Origin of the sequence: Stella humosa (assembly GCF_006738645.1) — a bacterium.
Classification (GTDB): Bacteria; Pseudomonadota; Alphaproteobacteria; order ATCC43930; family Allostellaceae; genus Allostella; species Allostella humosa.
Genome location: NZ_AP019700.1, coordinates 1,471,401 through 1,490,613, shown reverse-complemented (window position 1 = coordinate 1,490,613; position 19,213 = coordinate 1,471,401). Strand labels below are relative to the sequence as shown.

The following is a 19,213-nucleotide window of genomic DNA, read 5'->3' as shown; positions in this document are numbered from 1 at the left end:
TTCGGAGTAAACGATTACACGGGCACGTCCCGGAGGGTTGTGGCAGGCATGCTGATCGACGGATTGCAGTGCGGTCATTTCACGCGGGAAACCTTCGCCGACCTGCGCCAGGCCGACGTCGGCTGCGTCACCGTCACCTGCGGCTTCTGGGAAGACGCGGTGGAATCGCTGGATTCGCTGGCGAAGTGGCGCGACCTGATCGCCGCCAACGCCGACTTGGTGGCAACCGCGCGCACGGCCGCCGACATCCGCGCGATCGTAGCCTCGGGCCGCACGGCCCTGCTGATGGGCTACCAGAACGCCGAGCTGTTCCAGGGCCGCATCCGCCTGGTGGAGCTGTTCGCCGAACTCGGCGTGCGCTGCATCCAGCTCACCTACAACAACCAGAACTCGCTGGGCGGCAGTTGCTACGAGGACGAGGATTCGGGCCTGGCCCGCTATGGCCGCCAGGTCATCGACGAGATGAACCGCTGCGGCATGCTGGTCGACCTGTCGCATGTCGGCAACCGCACGACGATGGACGCCATCCGCTATTCCAAGAAGCCGGTCGCCATCACCCATGCCAACCCCGACAGCCTTTTCCCGCACAAGCGTAACAAGACCGACGACGTGATCGCGGCCCTGCGCGACAATGGCGGGGTCATCGGCTGCGCCACCTATCGCAACATCACCGGCGACGAATATTGCCGCACGGCCGAGAAGTGGTGCGAGATGGTCGCCAGGACGGTCGAGATCGCCGGCATCGACCATGTCGGCATCGGCACCGACCGCAGCCACAACTTCACCAAGCCCGACTATGACTGGATGCGCATGGGCCGGTGGACGCGCGGCGTCGACCTCGGCGCCTCGCCCGCGTCGCGGCCCGGCAAGGCGCCTCCACCCGACTGGTTCGTGGCCCTGACCGACATCGCGCTGATCGAGAAGGGTCTGGCGACGGTGGGCTTCTCGCCCGACGAGGTCGCCAAGATTGCCAACGGCAACTGGCTGCGCGTCTATGAAGACGTCTTCGGCGGCTAACCCCTGGACAGCGAGGATGGCCGGGCGATGAGCGAAATCCTCGTAGACGGGGTGGAGCGGACCTACCGCAGCGGCGGCAAGGCCGTGCATGCCCTGGGGCCGGTGTCGATCGCGATCGAGGCCGGCCGGACCACCACGATCGTCGGCCCCAGCGGCTGCGGCAAGAGCACGCTGCTGCGCATCCTGGGCGGGCTCGACCGGCCGAGCGAGGGCCGGGTGCTGGTGCGCGGACAGCCGGTGGGCGAGCGCATGGACGGCATCGGCGTCGTCTTCCAGCGCGACCTGCTGCTCGACTGGCGCAACATCCTCGACAACGTGCTGCTGCCGGCGGAGATGAAGGGCCTGCCCAAGGCGGCGGCCGTCGCCCGCGCCCGCGCCCTGCTGGACGAGCTGGGCGTCGGCGACTTCGCCGACCGCCAGCCGTGGGAGCTGTCGGGCGGCATGCGCCAGCGCGTCGCGATCGCCCGCGCGCTCCTGTGCGAGCCCTGGCTGCTGCTGCTGGACGAGCCCTTCAGCGCGCTCGACGCGCTGACGCGCGACCAGATGGGCGTGCTCCTGCAGAAGGTGCAGCAGGCCAAGAACACGACCGCGGTGCTGATCACCCATTCCATCCCCGAGGCGGTGTTCCTGTCCGACCGGGTGCTGGTGATGTCGGGCCGGCCCGGCATCATCCTCGACGACATCCAGGTCGACCTGCCGCGCCCGCGCACGCTGGCCTTGCGCGAGGAGCCGGAGTTCGCCGCCTATACCCGCCGCATCCGCGTGCAGTTCGAGCGTTCGGGAGTGCTGACGGCATGAGTGCGACCGATCGTCTGGACCGGGTGCGCCCGCGCGAGCAGGCCGCCATCGGCCGCCGCGGCCTGTCGGGCCGGGGCTGGGGCTTCGTCCTGCCGACCGCCAGCGGCATCGGCGGGCTGCTGCTGTGGGAACTGGCGGTGCATGCCTTCGAGCTGCCGTCCTACCTGCTGCCGGCCCCGTCGGAGGTGGCGATGGTGATGGTGCAGAAGTGGCGCCTGCTGCTCGACCAGCTCGTCTACACCGCCTTTGCCGCCACCGTCGGCTTCGTCATCGCGCTCGGCATCGCGCTCGGCCTGGGCGCCATGATCGCGGCCTCGCCGTTCGTCGAGCGGGTGATCTATGTCTGGCTGGTCGTCTTCCACGCCATCCCCAAGGTGGTGGTGGCCCCACTGCTGCTGGTGTGGATCGGCTTCGGACTGAAGAGCAGCATCATCTTCGTCGTCGTCTTCACCTTCTTCCCGATGCTGGTGAACACGGTGGCCGGCCTGCGGTCGGCCGACCCCGACCTGCTGCTGCTGGCGCGCTCGATGGGCGGCAGCGCCTGGCAGGTGCTGCGCAAGATCCGCATCCCGGCCGCCATGCCCAGCATCATCTCCGGCATCAAGATCTCGATCACGCTGGCGCCGCTGGGCGCGGTGATCGGCGAGTTCGTGGCCTCCAACAAGGGCCTGGGCCACATGCTGATCCAGTCGGTCGGCAGCCTGGAGGTTCCGGTCGCGTTCGCCGCGGTCACCGTCGTCTCGGTGCTGGGCATCCTCGTCTGGTACCTGGCGGAGTTCGTCGAGCGCGCCACCATCCCGTGGCACGCCAGCCAGCGTGGCCGCGCCAGCGAAGAATCATGAACAAGCAGGGAATGGCACCGATGAAGCTCGCCTCGCTCGCCGCACTGGCACTCCTGGCCGGTGCGACCCTGACACCCGCCGCCGCCCAGACCGAGAAGGTCCGCGTCCTCCTCGACTGGGGCTGGCTGCCCTACCATTCCTCGTTCTTCCTGGCCCAGGAGCGCGGCTACTTCAAGGAAGCCGGCGTCGAGGCCGAGATCGAGCAGGGCCGCGGCTCCAACACGACGGCCATCCTGGTCGGCCAGCGCTCGTTCGACCTCGGCCACCTCAACGTCACCAATGCCGCGGCTGCCATTGCCAAGGGCGTGCCGCTGAAGGTGATCGCGGTCTACCAGCATCGCAGCTCGGCCTCGTTCATCGGCATCAAGGGCCGGGTGAAGCTGGACGGACCGGAGTCGCTGAAGGGCCTGAAGATCGGCAGCACGCCGGGCGGCTCGGACGGGCTCAGCCTGTCGATCTTCCGCCGCTCCAACAACATCCCGGACAACGCGCTGAACGTCATCTCGCTCGACGCCAGCGCCAAGACGGCCGGCCTGCTGACCAACCAGGTCGACGTCGTCAGCGGCGACAGCCATGCCTACCAGGCGATCGTGCGCGGCGCCGGCCATGAGCCAGTGGCGATGGAACTGGCCTCGTTCGGCGTGCCGCTGCTGGGCTTCGGCTTCGCCACCAACGAGACCTTCCTGAAGGAGCGGCCCAAGGCGGCCAAGGCGTTCCTGGCCGCCGCCAAGCGCGGTTTCGCCGATGCCGTGGCCGACCCCGAGGGCGCCTGCAACCTGATCCGCTCCAAGGTCCAGGTCGCCGGCAACCTCGCCCAGTGCGTCGACTACCTGACGGGGTTGCAGAAGCTGAGCCAGTCGCCGACCGATCCCAACTGGGGCCGCTCGACCGATGCCGAGTGGGAAGCCTTGATCTCGACCCTGCGCGGCGTCGGCGAGATCCAGAGCACCAAGGCGGCCAGCACCTACTTCACCAACGAGTTGGTGCCCTGACGCCTTCCGGCACCACCGCATCAGCAGCAAACCCGGGACGAGTGTCGCCATGACCGCCAATCGCTTCGATGCCATCATCATCGGCGGCGGCCATAGCGGCCTCGTCGCCGCCGGCTACCTCGCCGGCGCCGGCCTGTCGGTTGCCGTGCTGGAGGCCGGCCCGCGCATGGGCGGGCCGGCGGCCACCATCGAGTTCATGCCGGGCTATCGCTCGACCATCGCCAACTCGCCCGGCTCGCTCGAACCCAAGATCGTCCGCGACCTGGCGCTGGAGCGCCACGGGCTGCGCTTCCAGCCGGTCGATCCGACGCTGGTCCACCCGCTGGCGGACGGCCAGCTCTTCATCGGCTGGCGCGACCGGGCCCGCACCCAGGCCCAGATCGACGGCTTCGCGCCGGGAGAATCCGCGCGCTACGACGCGCTCTTCGCCTATATCGAGGCCTTCGCGCGCAAGCTCGGCATCTCGGTCTTCCGCGAGCCGCCGACCTTGCAGGAGCTGGTGCGCAACATCACCAGCATCGAGGACCAGGAGGCCTTCGGGCGCATCTTCTTCGGCAGCGCGCGCGACCTGTTCGACGAGTTCGAGCTGGCCTGGCAGACCCAGACGATCATCGCGCCGATGGCCGTCGTCGGCGGCAACTTCACCCCGTCCACGCCCGGCACGCCGATCAACCTGCTGACCCGGCCGCTGTCGCTGGCCTCGCTGGCGGCCGAAGCGGGCGACGACCCGCGGCGGATGCCGCTGCGCGGGTCGACCGGCATGCCGGTCGGCGGCATGGGCGCCATCGCCGACAGCCTCATCGCATCGGCCGCCAGCCGCGGCGTGACCTTGCGCACCGGCGTGGCGATCGACCGCATCCTGACCCGCGACGGCGCGGTCGAGGGCGTGGTCTCCGCCGCGGGCGAGGAGTTCCTGGCCGACACCGTGATCTCGGCCGTCAACCCGCGCCGCACGGTCGTCGACATGCTGCGCGACGACCCGGCCTGGGGCGGCATGGCGGCCAAGATGCGGCGCCGGCCGATGACCGGCAAGGCGTTCAAGGTGGTGCTGGCACTGGACGGCATGCCGACCTGGGCGGCCGCCCCGGCCGATGCCGACCCCGTCGCCCTGGCGTCCGCCCAGTTCCGCATCGCGCCCTCGATCGACTATCTGGAGGCGAGCCATGCCGAGATGCAGCAGGGCCGCATCTCCGACAACCCGGTGGTGTGGGGCCTGCTGCCGTCGATGACGGCGCCCGAGCTGGCGCCCGACGGCAAGCATGTGATGAGCCTGAATGTCGGCACCGCTCCCTATCGCCTGGCCGAGGGCGACTGGAAGACCGAGCGCGACCGCCTGGCGCGGCGCACCATCGCCGCCGTCGCCGAATGGATGCCCGACCTGCCCGGCCTGATCAGCGACTGGCGCTGCCTCGACCCCGAGGATTTCGAGCGCGAGTTCGGCCTGGTCGAAGCCAACATGACCCATGGCGACCTCGCCGGCTGGAACCAGTTCTGGATGCGCCCCCTGCCCGGCCTGCACGCCTATCGCACGCCGACCCGCGGGCTCTATCTCAGTGGCAACGGCACCTGGCCCGGCAACTTCATCTCGGGCCTCAGCGGGCACAACGCGGCCCAGGCCGTGCTGTCCGACCTGGAGGCGCTGCGCGCCGGCATGGACCAGCCGCTGGCCGCCTTCGGCGACTGACACAACCCGCTCCCGGAGCCGCCGCCCCATGGAACCGATCGCGCTCGACGTCCACGCCCATATCGCGCCCATCCTGCCGGAGCGGATCGCCGGCCTGCCCGGCATCCGCTGGGACCCGGCCGCACCCAAGCTGGAGATCGACGGCGCGGCGCTGGCCGCCCCGTCGGTCTTCAAGCCCGAGGCGCTGGTCGCCTGGATGGACCAGCGCGGCGTGGCGCGCGCCTGGATCTCGATCCCGCCGCCGCTCTACCGCCTCGACCTGGACGAGGACGCGGCCCGGGTCTGGACCGACTATGTGAATGACGGGCTGGCGGCCTGCGCGGCGCGCTTTCCCGACCGGCTGGCGCCGCTCTCCTACTTGCCGATCCGCCATCCGGCCCTGGCAACCGACATCGTCCGCCGCCAAGTGGCGGCCGGCAACAACCGCTTCGCGGCGGCGGCCGGCTCGGCCAGCCACGGCTCGGTCATCTCGGGCGAGGACTATGCGCCGCTATGGGCCGCACTCGACGCGGCCGCGGCCTTCCTTTTCCTGCATCCGACCAAGGGCTGCGACGGGCGGCTCGACCCCTTCTTCCTGCACAACCTGCTGGGCGGCCCGGGCGAGACGGCGCTGGCTGCCGCCCACCTCGCCATGTCCGGCATCATGGACCGCCACCCGGCCATGCGCATCTGCCTGGCCCATGGCGGCGGCTCGGTACCGGCGGTGGCCGGGCGACTGGAGCGCGGCCAGACGGTGCGCCGCCCCGGCGCCTATATCGGCGCGCGCCCGGCAACGGAGGCGATGCGCGGCTTCTGCGCCGACTGCATCACCCACTCCCCGGCTGCGCTCGAACTGGCGGCGTCCGTCTTCGGCGAGGACCGCATCCTCTTCGGCTCCGACTGGCCCTTCTCCATGGGCCTGCCCGATCCGCACGCGCAGATGCAGGACGTCCGGTCCGACCTGCGGGCGAAGATCTTCGCGGCCGACGGCGACCGGCTGCCCGCTTTCTGACCTACTCCACGATCGCGACGGATAATTCGCGGTCGGGGACGTAGTCGGTTGCCTCCAAGCCCGGCAGGCAGGTGGCCATCACGGCGTCGGGGGAGCCGGCATCGACGGTCAGCCGGAAGCGCCCGATCGGCCCCTGCCAGTTGCGGGCCGTGGTCAGGACGTATTCGACCGTGCGCATGCGGCGGTAAGGCTCCATCGCCGTGGCCAGGGCCAGCTTCGCCCGCAGCAGCGCCACGGCGCGATCGTCGACGCAATGGTCGGCGCGCCATTTGCGACCCTCCTCGGAATCGGCCAGCAGGTACTGGCCGAACCAGCTTTCGCCCACCACCGGCCGGTAGCGATGCTCCACCTCGACCGGCTGGCCGGGCGGGAACGCCTGGCGCCAGTGATAGGCGGCCCGCATCGTCCAGAGGGGGTAGACGTTCTCGCTACCTTCCCACGCCGCGATGCCGGCCGCGGTCAGCTCGGCACGGCCCGGCGGCGCCATCGCCCGGAGGCGCGGGTAGAGGTCGGGATGGAAGCGCGACACGGGCAGGCCGTGCCGGCGCAGCGTCTCCGTCACCTCCACGCCGTCGCGCCACGCCCGCATCTCAAGTGCCGCCACCACCGGCCGGCCGTCGACGGCCACGCGGAAATCGACGAAATCGTCGGGATCGGCGCCGGGGGCAGTGATCGGCGTCTCCGCCATCTGCGACAGGTCAATCTCCGGCAGGGGAAAGGCGACCAGCGTCTCGACCGGTGCTGGGCCGGTGTTGCGAAAGCGGTAGCGGACGCGAATCTCCGCCGGCGAGATGTGCAGGTCCTCGCGCTCCATGGCGATCGTCTCGGCCCGGGTCAGGACCAGCCCGCCCGCCGCCAGCACCGCCGTCGAATCGTTGGCCGCCGCCGGCAGCGCCGCCAGCATCAGCGGCAGCGCCAGCCAGCGCCGCATCACGCAGCCGCGCCTTCGGTCAGCAGGCGGCGGAGCTGGGTCTTCACCACCTTGCCGTTAGCGTTGCGCGGCAGCGGCTCGGTGACGAAGGTCACCGTCTCCGGCACCTTGTAGTCGGCCATGCGCGGGGCGCAGAAGGCGCGGACGGCAGCGGCGTCGAGGTCGCCGCGGTCGGCCAGGATGAAGACATGCACGCGCTCGCCCAGCACCGGGCAGGGCCGGCCGACGACCGCCGATTCGACCACGCCCGGCAGGTGGGCCAGTTCGTTCTCGACCTCCGCGCTGTAGATCTTGTAGCCGGCGCGGTTGATCATGTCCTTCTTGCGGTCGAGCACGCGCACGAAGCCGTCGGGATCGACGGTGCCGAGGTCGCCCGATTTCCAGAAGGCGCCCTCGAAGTTGGCGCGGGTGGCGGCCGCGGCATCCCAGTAGCCGGGCACGACCATGGGCCCGGCAATCCACAGTTCGCCCACCGTGCCGGGGGGAACGGGTTGGCCTGCCTCGTCCACCACCTTCACCTCGCCCAGCGGCACCGGCAGGCCGACGCTGTCGGGCCGGGCCGCGGTGCCGCCCGCCGGCACGATGGTGGTGGGGGACGTCGTCTCGGTCGCGCCATAGAGGTTGGCTAGGCGCAAGCCGGGCAGGCCGGCGGCCAGACCCGCAATCGTGGCCTCGGGCATCGGGGCGCCGCCATAGCCGCAGACCCGCCAGCTCGACAGGTCGGAGGCCGCGAAGGCCGGCTCCATCAGGCAGAGGTTGGCCATCGCCGGCACCAGGACGGTGAAGGTCATCCGCTCGCGCTGGGCCAGGTCGAGGAAGGCGCGGGCCTGGAACCGCTTCATCATGATGAGGGTGCCGGCCAGGCGCGCGGTGACGGCGACCAGCGCCACCAGCCCGGTGACATGGGACGCGGGCACCGCCAGCAGCGACCGCTCGCCCTCCTTCAGCTCCAGGCAATACTGGTAGTGCATGGCCGAGTGGACGAGGCCCAGGCCCGTCAGCATCGCCCCCTTGGGCCGGCCCGTCGTGCCCGAGGTGTAGAGGATGACGGCCGGGTCCTCCTCCGACACGGCGGCCGGCGGCGGCGCCACGGCCGGCGCCAGCAGCGTCTCGAACGGAAGGGCATCGCCGGCCGCGCCCTCGCCATCGACGAAGCGGTGGCGCAGCACCGGCGTCTCGTAGGGCTTGGGCAGGTTGCCGGCCAGTTCGCCGTCGAAGATCAGCACCTCCGCGCCGGAATCGTTGATCGCGTGGGCGATCTCCATGCCTTTCAGCCGCGCACCGAGCGGCACGGCGATGGCGCCCAGCCGGGCGCAGGCCCACAGCGTCCACAGGAACGGCCGGCCGTTGCCCAGCAACATCGCCACCCGGCTGCCGCGGATGACGCCGCGGCGGGCGAGATTGCCGGCGACCCGGCCGACCGCGTCGTCCAGCTCGGCCCAGGTCGCGCGGCCCCGCTCGCCCACGACCGCCATCCGGGACGGCGCGCGGCCCACGGCGGCGGCGAAGAGGGCGTGGAGACTGCGGGGCCGGTCGGCGAAGCAGCGCATCGGCCGGCCATAGTGGCGTTCCTCGGCGACGGCGACCGGAAGGGACCAGGCGAAATTCATCAGCCGATGGTAGCCCGCCCGCCTGCCCCGGCGCCACCATGGGCGGCTTGCACCAGATAGGCTTCCAGGCCCGCCAGCCAGCTCCGGTCCTGGCCCAGGATCGGGCGGGCCGCGCGGGTGCGCTGCCGCAGGCTGGCATGCCAGGCGGGATCCCGGGCCAGCCGCACCGCGATCTCGACATATTCGTCGGCCGAACCCGCCACCGTGTCGGCAATCCCCATCAGCCGCAGGATCGCCAGCGAGTGCCGGCCGCGCATCATGCGGCCGGGCCAGGTCACGACCGGCAGGTCGGCGTCGAGGCTTTCCAGCGTCGAATTGCAGCCCGACCAGCCGACCGAGTCGAGGAAGGCATCGGCCAGGTGGGCGACGCCGGCGAAGCGCGGGCCGGGCAGGCTGCCGAGGAAGCGGCAGTGGCGCCCGGCATCGAGCCCGGCCCGGGCGAAGGCCGCCCCGATGCGGTCGCGGATCAGGTTTCCGACCCGGTCGCCCATCGGGTAGCCGACGAAGACGAATCGCGCCTGCGGCACTCGGGCCGCGATCCGCGCGAAGAGGTCGTCGTCGGCCGGCAGGTACTTGTAGAGCGACTGGCAGCACCAATAGACGAAGGCCTCGTCCTCCACGCCGATGTCGGCCCGCGTAACGGCCTCGGGCACCCGGCGCATCGGCATGCGGCGGAAGGAGAGGCCCGGCAGCCGCACCAGCCGCTCGGTATAGTGGTCGTCGCCGTCGGCCGGCTCCATCAGGTCGCTCGACAGGAAGGCATCGACCGTCGGCATGCCCGAGGTCTGGGGATGGCCCCAGGAGGTCGCCTGCACGGGCGCCAGGTGCAGGGCCGCCAGTTGCAGCGTCGTCGGGTCCATGCCGATCTCGGGGATCAGCAGCACATGCAGCCGGTCGTGGCGGATGCGGCGCGCCCAGCGGTCGACGCCGTGCGGCCCGGCCGCGAACTGGGCGCAGAACGCCCGCGCGGTCGCGGTGTCGGCGTCGCCCTCCCCATCCGGGAAATAGCCGTGGATGGCAAAGCGCTCGCGGTCGAGATCGGCCAGCCAGCTATGCAGCGGCACCTTCCAGACCGAGTGGTTGCGGAAATAGGCGGTCAGCACCCCGACCCGGATGCGCTCGCCCGGCGCCAGCCCGGGCGGCGGGGGGCGCTGGCCGTATTCCGGCAGGCGCGCCGCCATGATGCGGCAGGCCATGCCGCCGAACATCGCCTGGAGGTCGCGGTCGTTCTCGCCCTGATAGGCCAGGTAGAAGGGCTGGCGGACATGCAAGGCCTCGGCCCGGGCCGCCACCTCGGCCGGGTCGTCGGGCAGCGGGGTCGCCGCCAGGGCCGCCAGGTCGGCCGCATAGGCCTCGCGCGCCGCCAGCCGCTCGGCTTCGTCGCGATAGACGATCGGCAGGCGGCTGACGCAGGAGGAGAGCCGCGCCGGCCAGTCGTCCGGGCGCTGCGCCAGCAGGCGGTCGAACAGCGCCCGGCTTTCGTCCTGGCGGCCGAAGGCGTGCAGCGCGTTGGCATAGTGGGCGACGACGGGCGGATGGTCGGGCCGCACGTCCACCGCGCGGCGGAACACCTCGAGCGCGGCCGCCGACTGGTTCACCTGCCACAGGACGGCACCCAGGGCACTCAGTGCGGCCCCGTGCGCCGGGTCGAGGCGGACGGCCTCCTGCAAGGCGGCGATGGCCGATTGCAGCCGATGGCCGCGCCGCAGCGCCCGGCCCAGGTCGTACTGCAGGTCGGCATTGCGCGGTTGCAGCCGGGCCGCCTGCTGCAGGCCGGATATGGCGTCGTCCAGCCGGCCCATCTGGTCCAGCAGGATGGCGCGGGCATGGTGGGCGGATGCCAGGTCCGGCGCCTGCGCGATGGCGCGGTCGAAGCCGGCCAGCGCCTCGGCCGGGCGCCCCATCACCTGCAACAGTTCGGCCCGCCCCTGCTCGGTCGCCGCATGGCCCGGCCGGATGGCGAGCCCCCGGTCGAAGGCCGCCAGCGCATCGTCGGCGGCACCGCCCCGCGCCAGCGCCGCCGCCAGGCCCGCCCAGCTTTCCCAGCGGCCTGGCTCCCGGTCCAGTGCCGCCCGATAGGCCCCGGCCGCCTCCTCGAAGCGCGACAGCCGCCGCAGGGCGCCGCCCAGATTGTGCCAGGCCGCGACCTGGCCGGGTGCGGCCGCCAGCGCCCGGCGATAGACGCAGGCGGCGTCGGCCCAGGCCCTGGTCGCCATGAAGAGGTCGCCCAGTGCTGCCAGCAGCACCGGGTCCGCGGTCGCCGCCAGCCCGCGCGCGGCCGCCACTGCCGCCTCGACGCGGCCCGCCCGCAGCAGGATGCCCGCATGGTCCAGGCGCCAGGCAGCCGGTGCGTCCGCCGGCGCCACCGCCCGCCCGATCCACTCCAGCGCCTCTGCCGCGCGTCCGCCCGCCATCGCCGCCAGCGCCAGCCCGCGCATCGCCGCATGATGGGCGCCATCCGCCGCCAGCAAGGTACGGAACGTAGCCTCCGCCTCGGCCGGACGCCCGGCCCGCAAGGCCGCCCAGGCGGCCTCGATCGTGCTCATGGCTGCCGGTCCGCGGCCTGCATCAGATAGGCCTCCAGGCCGGGCAGGTACGATCGGTCGGCGAACAGGCGATGCTTGCCGGCCGCGATCCGCGCCCGCAGCCGGCCGCGCCACGCCGGATCCGTGCCCAGGCGCACCGCCAGGTCGACATAGGCGTCGGCCGAGCCGACGATCGTCTCATCGACGCCGACCAAGCGCAGGATGGCATCGGAATGGCGCGCGCGCATGGTGGCCCCCGGCCAGGTGATGACCGGCAGGTCGTACTGCACCGCCTCGATGGTCGAGTTGCAGCCCGACCAGCCGATCGAATCGAGGAAGATGTCGGCCGCCCGCGTGCAGCCGGCGAAGCGTGCCGCGCTCTGCCGGCCGAGATACCGGCAATGCTGCGCCGCATCCAGCCCGAAGGCGGCAAAGGCCTTGGCGATGCGGGCCCGGAAGGCGGCATCGACCCGGTTGCCGGCGGGCTCCCCCAGGAAGAGGAAGCGCGCCGCCGGCAAGCGCCGCGCGATGCGCGCGAAGACGTCGTCATGCTGGGGCAGGTACTTCGCCAGCGACTGGCAGCACCAGAAGAGCACATCGTCGGCCCCTGCCCCCAGCGCGTCGCGGTCGACCGGCTCCGGCGCGACCGCCACCGGGATCGGCCGGCAGGACAGGCCCGGTAGGCGGACCAGACGCTCGGTATAGTGCCCGTCGCCGTCCGCCGGCTCCATCATGGCGCTGGACAGGAAATCGTCGATCGTCGGCATGCCGGAAGTCTGGGGATGGCCCCAGGAGGTCGCCTGCACCGGCGCCAGCCGCAGGCCGGCCAGTTGCAGCGTCACCGGGTCCATGCCGATCTCGGGCACCAGCAGCACATGCAGGCGGTCGTCGCGGATCCGGCCGGCCCACTCGCCGACCGGGCGGCTGCCGCCCAGGAAGCGGTCGGCCAGGGCGCGGGCGCGGGCCGTCTCGGCATCCTCGCCACCGCCCGTATAGTAGGCGTGGACGGCAAAGCGGCTGCGGTCGAGATCCTCGAGCCAGCCGCGCAGCCGCATCTTCCAGTTGGAGTGGTGGCGGAAGAAGCCCGACAGGATGCCGACCCGGACGCGCTCGCCCGGCCCCAGGCCGGGCGGCGGCGGTGGTGCCGTGAACTGCGGCAGGCTGGCCGCCATCGCGCGGCAGACGAGCCGCCCGTACATCGCCTGGAGGTCGCGGTCGACCGCGCCTTGGTAGGCCAGCAGGAAGGGCTTGCGCGCGCCCAGGATGCGGGCGGCCGCCGCCGGGTCGGCCGGGACCGGCATGGCGTCGATGGCGGCCAGGTCCCTGGCATAGGCCGCGCGCGAGCGGTCGCGGGTGGCCGTGTCGTCATAGATCTCGCGCAGGCGGGCGACGCAGGCATTGACCCGGCTCGGCAGGTGATCGGGCCGGAGCCGCAGCGTCTCGGCGAAGATGCGCTCGGCCGCGTCCCAGTCACCGACATGGTTACGCGCGTTGGCCAGGCTGTCGCGCAGCTCGATCCAGTCCGGCCGCAGCGCCACCGCGCGATCGAGTGCCGCGATGGCCGGTTCCGTCCGGCGCTGCAGCCATAGCGCGCCGCCCAGCGAGGCCAGCGCCGGCACATGGTCGGGCTGGTCGCGCAGCACCGCCTGCCAGGCCGCGATCGCGGCATCGACGCGGCCCAGCCGCTCCAGCGCGCGGCCCAGTTCCCAGCGCAGGTCGTGATCGGCCGGCGCCAGCGCCAGCGCCTGCTCCAGCCGGGGCACCGCCTCGGACGGGCGGCCCGCCCGGGCCAAAAGGATGCCGCTGGCGCCGATCCAACGGGCCGGGGTCGCGGGGCCGGCGATCGCGCGCTCGCTCCAGGGCAGGGCCTCGGCAAAACGGCCGTCGGCCGCCAGGGCCTCGGCCAGTCCCGCCATCGCCACCCGGTCGTCCGGCTGGCGTTCGAGCCGGTCCCGGAATTGGCGGACGGCCGCCGCGGTCATGCCGGCAGGCCGGCCTGGGCCAGGAGATAGGCCTGGAGACCGGCTGCCGGGGCCCGGTCGCCCGCGATGACGGCCCGGCCGGCGGCGATGCGCTGGCGGAGCGCCGCGCGCCGGGCCGGGTCGTGCGCCAGGGCGGTCGCGATCGCGACATACTCGGCGACGCTGCCCGCCACCAGCTCGTCCAGGCCGGCCCGGCGCAGGATGGCCGCGGCATGCCGGCCGCGCATCAGTTCGCCCGGCAGCGTCACCACCGGCACCCCGGCATCGAGCGCCTCCAGCGCCGAGTTGCAGCCCGACCAGCCGAGCGAATCGAGGAAGATGTCGGCCAGCCGGTTGACCCCGGCGAACCGCGCCGGGCTGACGGTGCCCAGGAATCGGCAATAATGCTGGGCATTGAGGCCGGCCGCGGCGAACGCCCCCACGATGCGCCGGCGAAAGAGGTCGCCCACCTCGCCACCGGCCGGATAGCCGAGGAAGACGAAGCGCGCCCGCGGGACGCGCGCGGCGATGGCGGGGAACAGATGGTCATCGCGGGGGAGATACTTGAAGAGCGACTGGCAGCACCAGAAGAGAACCGCATCGTCCGGCACGCCGATGTCGGCGCGGGTGACCGGGTCCGGCCGGATGGTCGGCGGCAGCGGCCGGAAGGACAGGCCTGGCAGCCGCACCAGCCGCTCGGAATAGTGCTGGTCGCCGTCGGGCGGCTCCATCAGGGCGCTCGACAGGAAATGGTCGATGGTCGGCATGCCCGACGTCTGGGGATGGCCCCAGGACGTCGCCTGCACCGGCGCCAGGCGCAGGGCGGCCAGCCGGACCGTGACCGGGTCCATGCCGATCTCCGGCACCAGCAGGACGTGCAGGCGGTCAGCCCGGATCGTCTCGGCCCAGGCGGCCGTGGTGCGCTGGCCCGCGACGAAGCGGTGGCAGAGTGCCCGCGCGCGCGCCGCCTCCGGGCCTTCGATCGCCTGGGTATAGTAACCGTGGAGGGCGACGCGGGCCGGGTCCAGATCCTCCAGCCAGCCCTGGATCGGGATCTTCCAGTTGGAATGCAGCCGGAAGAAGCCCGACAGCACGCCGACGCGGATGGGCTCGCCCGCGGGTGCGGGCGGCATCGCCGGCCGGTCGGCGAACTCAGGATGGCGGGCGGCCATCACCCGGCAGACGAAGTCGCCATAGAGGCGCTGCAGGTCGCGGTCGTTCAGGCCCTGGTAGGCCAGGTAGAAGGGCTGGGCCGCCCCGATCGCGTCGGCCAGTTCGCCCAGGGCGGCCGGCTCCGTCGGCAGCGGCATGGCCGCCAGCGCCTCCAGTTCGCGGCGGTAGGCGGCGCGGCACCGGTCGCGCTCGTCCATGTCACGATAGAGGATGCGCAGCCGGGTGAAGGCCGCGTGCAGGCGCAGCGGCAGGTCGTCCGGCGCCTGGGCCAAGCCTTCGTCCGCCACCGCCTCGGCCGCCTCCTGGCGCCCCAGCGTGTGCAGCAGGCCGGCCAGGTTGCGGCGCGGGCGGCGATAGTCGGGCTTGCGGTCGAGCGCGCGGCCATAGGCGGCAACAGCCCCGTCATGGTCGCCCTCGGCCTCCAGCGCGCTGCCGAGGTTGTTGTGCGCCTCGGCATAGTCGGGGCGGATCGCCAGCGCCTGGTGAAAGCAGAGGATGGCCGTGCCCGTGTCCCCGGCCTGGTGCAGCGCGCTGCCCAGGTTGTTGCGCGGCACCGGATCGTCCGGCGCCAGTGCCAGCGCACGGCGGAAGCCGGCGATGGCGGCGTCGAGCAAGCCCGTGTCCTGCAGCACGACGGCGCGGTTGTTGTGCGCGTTGGCATCGTCGGGATAGCGGGCCAGCACGGCGTCCAGCCCGTCCAGGGCCTCGGCATCGCGGCCCAGGCCGTGCAGGACCACCGCCCGGCCGATCTCGGCCGGTGGGAAGTCCGCCCGCAGCGCCAGCGCCCGGTCGAAGGCATCGAGCGCGGCGGGGCGTCGACCCGCACGATTCAGCGCGTTGGCGAGGTTGACCCAGACCTCCGGCATCTGGCCCGCATGTTCGGTCGCCGTGCGATAGGCGGCGAGCGCATCCGCAACGGCGCCGCTGGCTTCGAGCGCCGTGCCGAGGCCGCTCCAGCCGGCGGCGCTGACAGGCTCGATCGCCAGCGCCTCGCGCAGGGCCGCCACCGCCCGGGGCAGGTCGCCGGCGGCGACCGCCGCCTCGCCGAGTTGGACGCGCAAGGCCGCGTGGCCGGGCGCCAGGCGGACGGCATCGGCCAGGGCCAGCATGGCGTCATGCGGACGGCCCAGGTTGCGCAGGAACAGGCTGCGGTTGGCATGCCAGGTGGCAGGCACGGTGCGGTGGCCGATCGCCCGGTCGAGATGGTCCAGCGCATCCGCCCAGGCGCCGCGCCGGCCCAGCGCCAGCGCCATGCCGTTCAGGGCATCGGGCTGGGCCGGGTGCCGGGCCAGAACTTCGCCGAATATGGCCTCGGCTTCGGCGGCGCGGCCGGCCCGCAGCGCGTCGATGCCGCGATCGATCGCGTCCGGCTGCCGGGCTGGCACCGCCACCTGCTCCACCCCGGTCCCCGTCGCCACGCCCGTGTCCGTCGCCGTACCCGTGCCCGCCGCGGTCAGCCGCCGACGCCGGCCACGGTCATGCCGCCGCAGACATGCAGCACTTGGCCCGTCACGAAGCTCGTGTCCTGGCGCAGGAAGAAGGCGACGGCCCCGGCGATATCCTCAGGCTGGCCCATGCGGCGCATCGGGATCGTCTCGCGGATGGCGGCGGTGCGCGGGCTGTTGTCGGGGTTGACGCGCCGGAACAGGTCGGTCGCGATCGGCCCGGGCGACACCGCGTTCACGGTGATGCCGAACTGCCCCAGCTCCAGCGCCCAGGTCTTGGTCAGCCCGTGCAGCGCCGACTTGCTGGCGGCATAGGCCGAGCGCAGCTCCTTGCCCAGCGCCGCCCGGCTGCTGATGTTGACGATGCGGCCGAAGCCGGCCTCGCGCATCGCCGGCAGCAGCGCCTCGGCGCACTGGATGGCGGTGCGGACATTCAGGTCCATCACCGCCTCGACATCCTCCGCCGTCTGCTCCTCGACCGGGCCGGGGCGGACGATGCCGACATTGTTCACGAGCCGCGTGACCGGATATCGCCCGACCACCTCCGCCAGCGCCGCGGCGGTTGCGCTGCGGTCCGCCAAGTCGACCGCCACATGCACGCCGCAGGGCACCTGCGGTGGCTCGCGGTCGAGGTTGATCACCTGGAATCCGGCGCGGGCGAGTTCCGCGGCGATGGCCCGGCCGATTCCCTGGGAACCGCCGGTAACGAGGGCGCTTTCAGTCATCGCGCGACGCTAGCCGGCCGCTCGCCGCTCTGCAACTGCCCCCCGAGGAAGTTGCCGAAACCTATATCCAAAAGTTGATCTGCCATAACTTGAACCGTCTCTTTGATTGTGGCAGATGGTCGCATGGTATACCAACCCTTGGTCCCGACACGGCGAAGTATATATATCGTAGACATAATGCGCTCCGGTCGCGGAACGAGCGCCTAGATTCGCGTTGTCGGCCTGTCTGGGGGGGTTGGGTCGCCAAAGAGCTTCGTCCCGGTCGCCTGATTCCCTTGCAGCGCGACTGCACGTCATGAAAAGGTAACGCAGATGGCACGCTCCCCAGCTAACCAGATGGCTCGCATCCAGGCCCTGAAGGCCGGTGGCCTGACCGACGTGGAGATCGCGACGAAGCTGCAGGTCGGCCTGCCCACCGTCCGCCGCGTGCTGGCCCCGCCGGCCGCCGCCAAGCCGCGCGCCGCGCGCCCCGCCGCCCCCGCCGAGCGCCCGCGCCGCCGCGTCGCCATCATCGACGGCCCGTCGCCGGTCGACGTGCATGTCGGCCGTCAGGTCCGCCTCTATCGTACCGTCGCGGGCCTGAGCCAGACCCAGTTGGCCGAGGCGATCGGCCTGACCTTCCAGCAGGTGCAGAAGTACGAGCGCGGCGGCAACCGCATTTCCGCCAGCAAGCTCGTACAGATCGGCCAGGTTCTCGGCACGCCGGTGACGGCCTTCTTCGATGGCCTCGAGGGCGGCGCGGAAACCCCGCAGGAGCCGGGCATCATGCTGCGCCGCGAAGCGATCGAGCTGTCGCGGGCCTATGAGCGCATCGCCAGTTCCGACCTGCGGCAGTCGCTGATGGAGCTGTTCCATCGCCTCGGCGACAAGCTGACGACCCCGGTTCCGGCACCGAAGAGGCAATCGGCCAGGTGAAAGCAAGAGTCCTCATCGACCGGCGTGGCACTATCCTATCGGTCGATCGAGGGCTGCAGCGCGTCATCCACCGGATGCCGCCGGGCGGCGGCGACCCGCTGTCCTACGGCGTGCGCAAGTTCGGCATGATCGAACTGGCGGCTGCGGGGGCCGGCGTGCGCCTGCGGTTGCAACCGACGGCGATCACCGACCGGGCCCTGACCCAGATCATGTTCCTGCTGGCCGATCTCAGGCCGCGACGCATGGTGCTGACGCATTTTGCCGGTGACTGGTGCCATGAGATGGTACCGGGCATCGACGCATTGGCCCTGCGGATCGAGCAGTTGAAGAGCGGCCCGCGCAGCCGCCATCTCGACAAGGCGTTCCACGCCGAGGAACTGGTGGCCGATCCCGCCGTGACGGCCATGCCGGAGAGCTTCGTACGCCTGATGGCGATATGGACGATGCGCGGCGGCATCCTGCCGGACGATCCGCGCCGGCCCTTCCGCCGGGCGCATTGCCTGGGGCGCACGACGCTGGTGGAGCATGCCGGGGACAGCCGGATGCTGGTGGCGTTCCGCGGTCGCCGGCTGACGCATTACGGCGCCGCCGGCTGGTCGGAGGCCCTCGGCCGCTCGGTCTACGAACAGCCGGACATGCGCTTCTCGACCGCGGCCAGCCAGGTCTATGGCGAGGCGCATGCCCGCGGCGGCCCGATACTGGAAGCCTGCGAAGGGTCGATCGCCGCCCCCTCGGGCATCGGCCGGCGCAGCATCTACGACCGGCTGATCCTGCCCTGGCAGACCGAGGACGGGCGCCGCATGGTATCCGGGGTCAGTCACCTGCGCGGCCGGGTCGACTGGAAGGTGCCAGCGAACCTGGCGCTGTCCTCGACCAGTTCCTGACCGGACATCCACACCCAGGACACGTCGTACGCCCGGCCGTAGCGGTTGCGGAAGCGCAGGCCGCGATGGCGATGGGGATAGCCATAGACCGCCTCCAGCCCGCCATCGAGCAGCCGGTCGACGACATGGCTGAAAACGAAGTCCGGCTGCCAGCGCAGATAGGCCCACGCCCTTCCCACCCGCGGCATGATGCGGCCAAGCCCGCGGCCCCGGCAGTCGGGATGGATCCACAGCCCCCCGACATAGGCGACGCGGCCGGACACCCGGACCGGCATCGGCTGATCCAGCGTCAGGTCCTGTCCCGGGCGGCCGTCGACCTGCGGCCGGTCGTAGAAGATGCGCGACGCCAGCCCCTCCCGCTCCAGGTCGGTCGCGGACCAGTCGAAGAGGCGGGCCGCGTGGGTCAGCACGGTCCGCCCGTTCTCGTCGAGGCCCTCGATCCAGAAGGCGCTATCGGGCGGCAGTGCGCAGTAGTCGACATCGAGCTGCGAGGGCAGCGGCCGGTCGGCGGCGAGAAAGGCGTCCGCGCGATGGCGGTCGCGCAGGCCGGTCATGTCATCATGGCGGACCAGCCGGACGCCGCGCTGCGCTATAGTGCCCTCGGCCGCGGCCAGGAGCAGCCCGAGAAGCGCGCCCGGCACGGCCGGGGCGGCGGGATTTACCGGGAACTGAGGCGAAAGCATGACTACAACCTATTAGTGTATAAACATACATACTACA

15 protein-coding genes are annotated in these 19,213 nt (G+C 71.9%); 8 read left to right on the top strand and 7 right to left on the bottom strand.

The features are described from left to right. Positions 1 to 48: 48 nt before the first annotated feature. Genes STVA_RS06970 through STVA_RS06945 form a run of 6 tightly spaced genes read left to right on the top strand, consistent with a single transcriptional unit; the run spans position 49 to position 6,324 of the window. Positions 49 to 1,017 carry a dipeptidase gene (locus STVA_RS06970; RefSeq protein WP_123689324.1) on the top strand — a complete coding sequence of 323 codons (969 nt, stop codon included), beginning with the start codon at positions 49 to 51 and terminating at the stop codon, positions 1,015 to 1,017. Between the two features lie 27 nt (positions 1,018 to 1,044). Then, entirely contained in the window at positions 1,045 to 1,815 is a 771-nt protein-coding gene (locus STVA_RS06965) for an ABC transporter ATP-binding protein (RefSeq protein ID WP_123689325.1), read from the top strand. After that, the gene (locus STVA_RS06960; RefSeq protein ID WP_123689326.1) at positions 1,812 to 2,657 is read left to right on the top strand and encodes an ABC transporter permease; all 846 of its coding nucleotides are present in this window, start codon (positions 1,812 to 1,814) and stop codon (positions 2,655 to 2,657) included. Before STVA_RS06965 ends, STVA_RS06960 begins: the two co-directional genes overlap by 4 nt. Then, entirely contained in the window at positions 2,654 to 3,649 is a 996-nt protein-coding gene (locus STVA_RS06955; RefSeq protein WP_123689327.1) for an ABC transporter substrate-binding protein, read from the top strand. The genes STVA_RS06960 and STVA_RS06955 overlap by 4 nt, the downstream gene beginning before the upstream one ends. Before the next feature lie 49 nt (positions 3,650 to 3,698). Then, positions 3,699 to 5,333, top strand: a complete 1,635-nt coding sequence (locus STVA_RS06950) for a phytoene desaturase family protein (protein ID WP_123689328.1) — start codon at positions 3,699 to 3,701, stop codon at positions 5,331 to 5,333. A 28-nt stretch (positions 5,334 to 5,361) separates the two neighbouring features. Further along, positions 5,362 to 6,324 carry an amidohydrolase family protein gene (locus tag STVA_RS06945; protein ID WP_123689329.1) on the top strand — a complete coding sequence of 321 codons (963 nt, stop codon included), beginning with the start codon at positions 5,362 to 5,364 and terminating at the stop codon, positions 6,322 to 6,324. 1 nt (position 6,325) lies between these two features. Here the strand turns inward: STVA_RS06945 and STVA_RS06940 are convergent, their stop codons facing one another. From STVA_RS06940 to STVA_RS06915, 6 genes are read right to left on the bottom strand one after another with little or no spacing between them, the layout of a single operon-like run. Then, complete coding sequence (locus STVA_RS06940; protein ID WP_123689330.1) at positions 6,326 to 7,255, bottom strand: DUF4424 family protein; 930 nt, start codon at positions 7,253 to 7,255, stop codon at positions 6,326 to 6,328. Next, positions 7,255 to 8,865 (bottom strand): class I adenylate-forming enzyme family protein, encoded by a 1,611-nt coding sequence (locus tag STVA_RS06935; protein WP_179955440.1) that lies wholly within the window; start codon positions 8,863 to 8,865, stop codon positions 7,255 to 7,257. The genes STVA_RS06940 and STVA_RS06935 overlap by 1 nt, the downstream gene beginning before the upstream one ends. After that, positions 8,865 to 11,411: a tetratricopeptide repeat protein gene (locus tag STVA_RS06930; protein ID WP_123689331.1), complete on the bottom strand. Its 2,547-nt coding sequence runs from the start codon at positions 11,409 to 11,411 to the stop codon at positions 8,865 to 8,867. The genes STVA_RS06935 and STVA_RS06930 overlap by 1 nt, the downstream gene beginning before the upstream one ends. Beyond that, positions 11,408 to 13,372: an O-linked N-acetylglucosamine transferase, SPINDLY family protein gene (locus STVA_RS06925; protein ID WP_123689332.1), complete on the bottom strand. Its 1,965-nt coding sequence runs from the start codon at positions 13,370 to 13,372 to the stop codon at positions 11,408 to 11,410. The genes STVA_RS06930 and STVA_RS06925 overlap by 4 nt, the downstream gene beginning before the upstream one ends. After that, the gene (locus tag STVA_RS06920; protein ID WP_123689333.1) at positions 13,369 to 15,942 is read right to left on the bottom strand and encodes a tetratricopeptide repeat protein; all 2,574 of its coding nucleotides are present in this window, start codon (positions 15,940 to 15,942) and stop codon (positions 13,369 to 13,371) included. The genes STVA_RS06925 and STVA_RS06920 overlap by 4 nt, the downstream gene beginning before the upstream one ends. A 35-nt stretch (positions 15,943 to 15,977) precedes the next feature. Then, positions 15,978 to 16,694, bottom strand: coding sequence for an SDR family oxidoreductase (locus tag STVA_RS06915; protein ID WP_123689334.1), 717 nt, complete (start codon positions 16,692 to 16,694; stop codon positions 15,978 to 15,980). Between the two features lie 336 nt (positions 16,695 to 17,030). Between STVA_RS06915 and STVA_RS06910 the strand changes: the two genes are divergently transcribed. After that, the gene (locus tag STVA_RS06910; RefSeq protein WP_179955439.1) at positions 17,031 to 17,609 is read left to right on the top strand and encodes a helix-turn-helix domain-containing protein; all 579 of its coding nucleotides are present in this window, start codon (positions 17,031 to 17,033) and stop codon (positions 17,607 to 17,609) included. Then, positions 17,606 to 18,493 carry a hypothetical protein gene (locus STVA_RS06905; protein WP_142235691.1) on the top strand — a complete coding sequence of 296 codons (888 nt, stop codon included), beginning with the start codon at positions 17,606 to 17,608 and terminating at the stop codon, positions 18,491 to 18,493. Before STVA_RS06910 ends, STVA_RS06905 begins: the two co-directional genes overlap by 4 nt. On the opposite strand, the gene STVA_RS06900 is transcribed toward STVA_RS06905, so the two are convergent. Then, a complete protein-coding gene (locus tag STVA_RS06900) occupies positions 18,427 to 19,176 on the bottom strand; it encodes a GNAT family N-acetyltransferase (RefSeq protein WP_142235690.1) in 750 nt (249 codons plus the stop codon). The two genes, STVA_RS06905 and STVA_RS06900, sit on opposite strands and share 67 nt — an antisense overlap. Positions 19,177 to 19,213 lie beyond the last annotated feature (37 nt).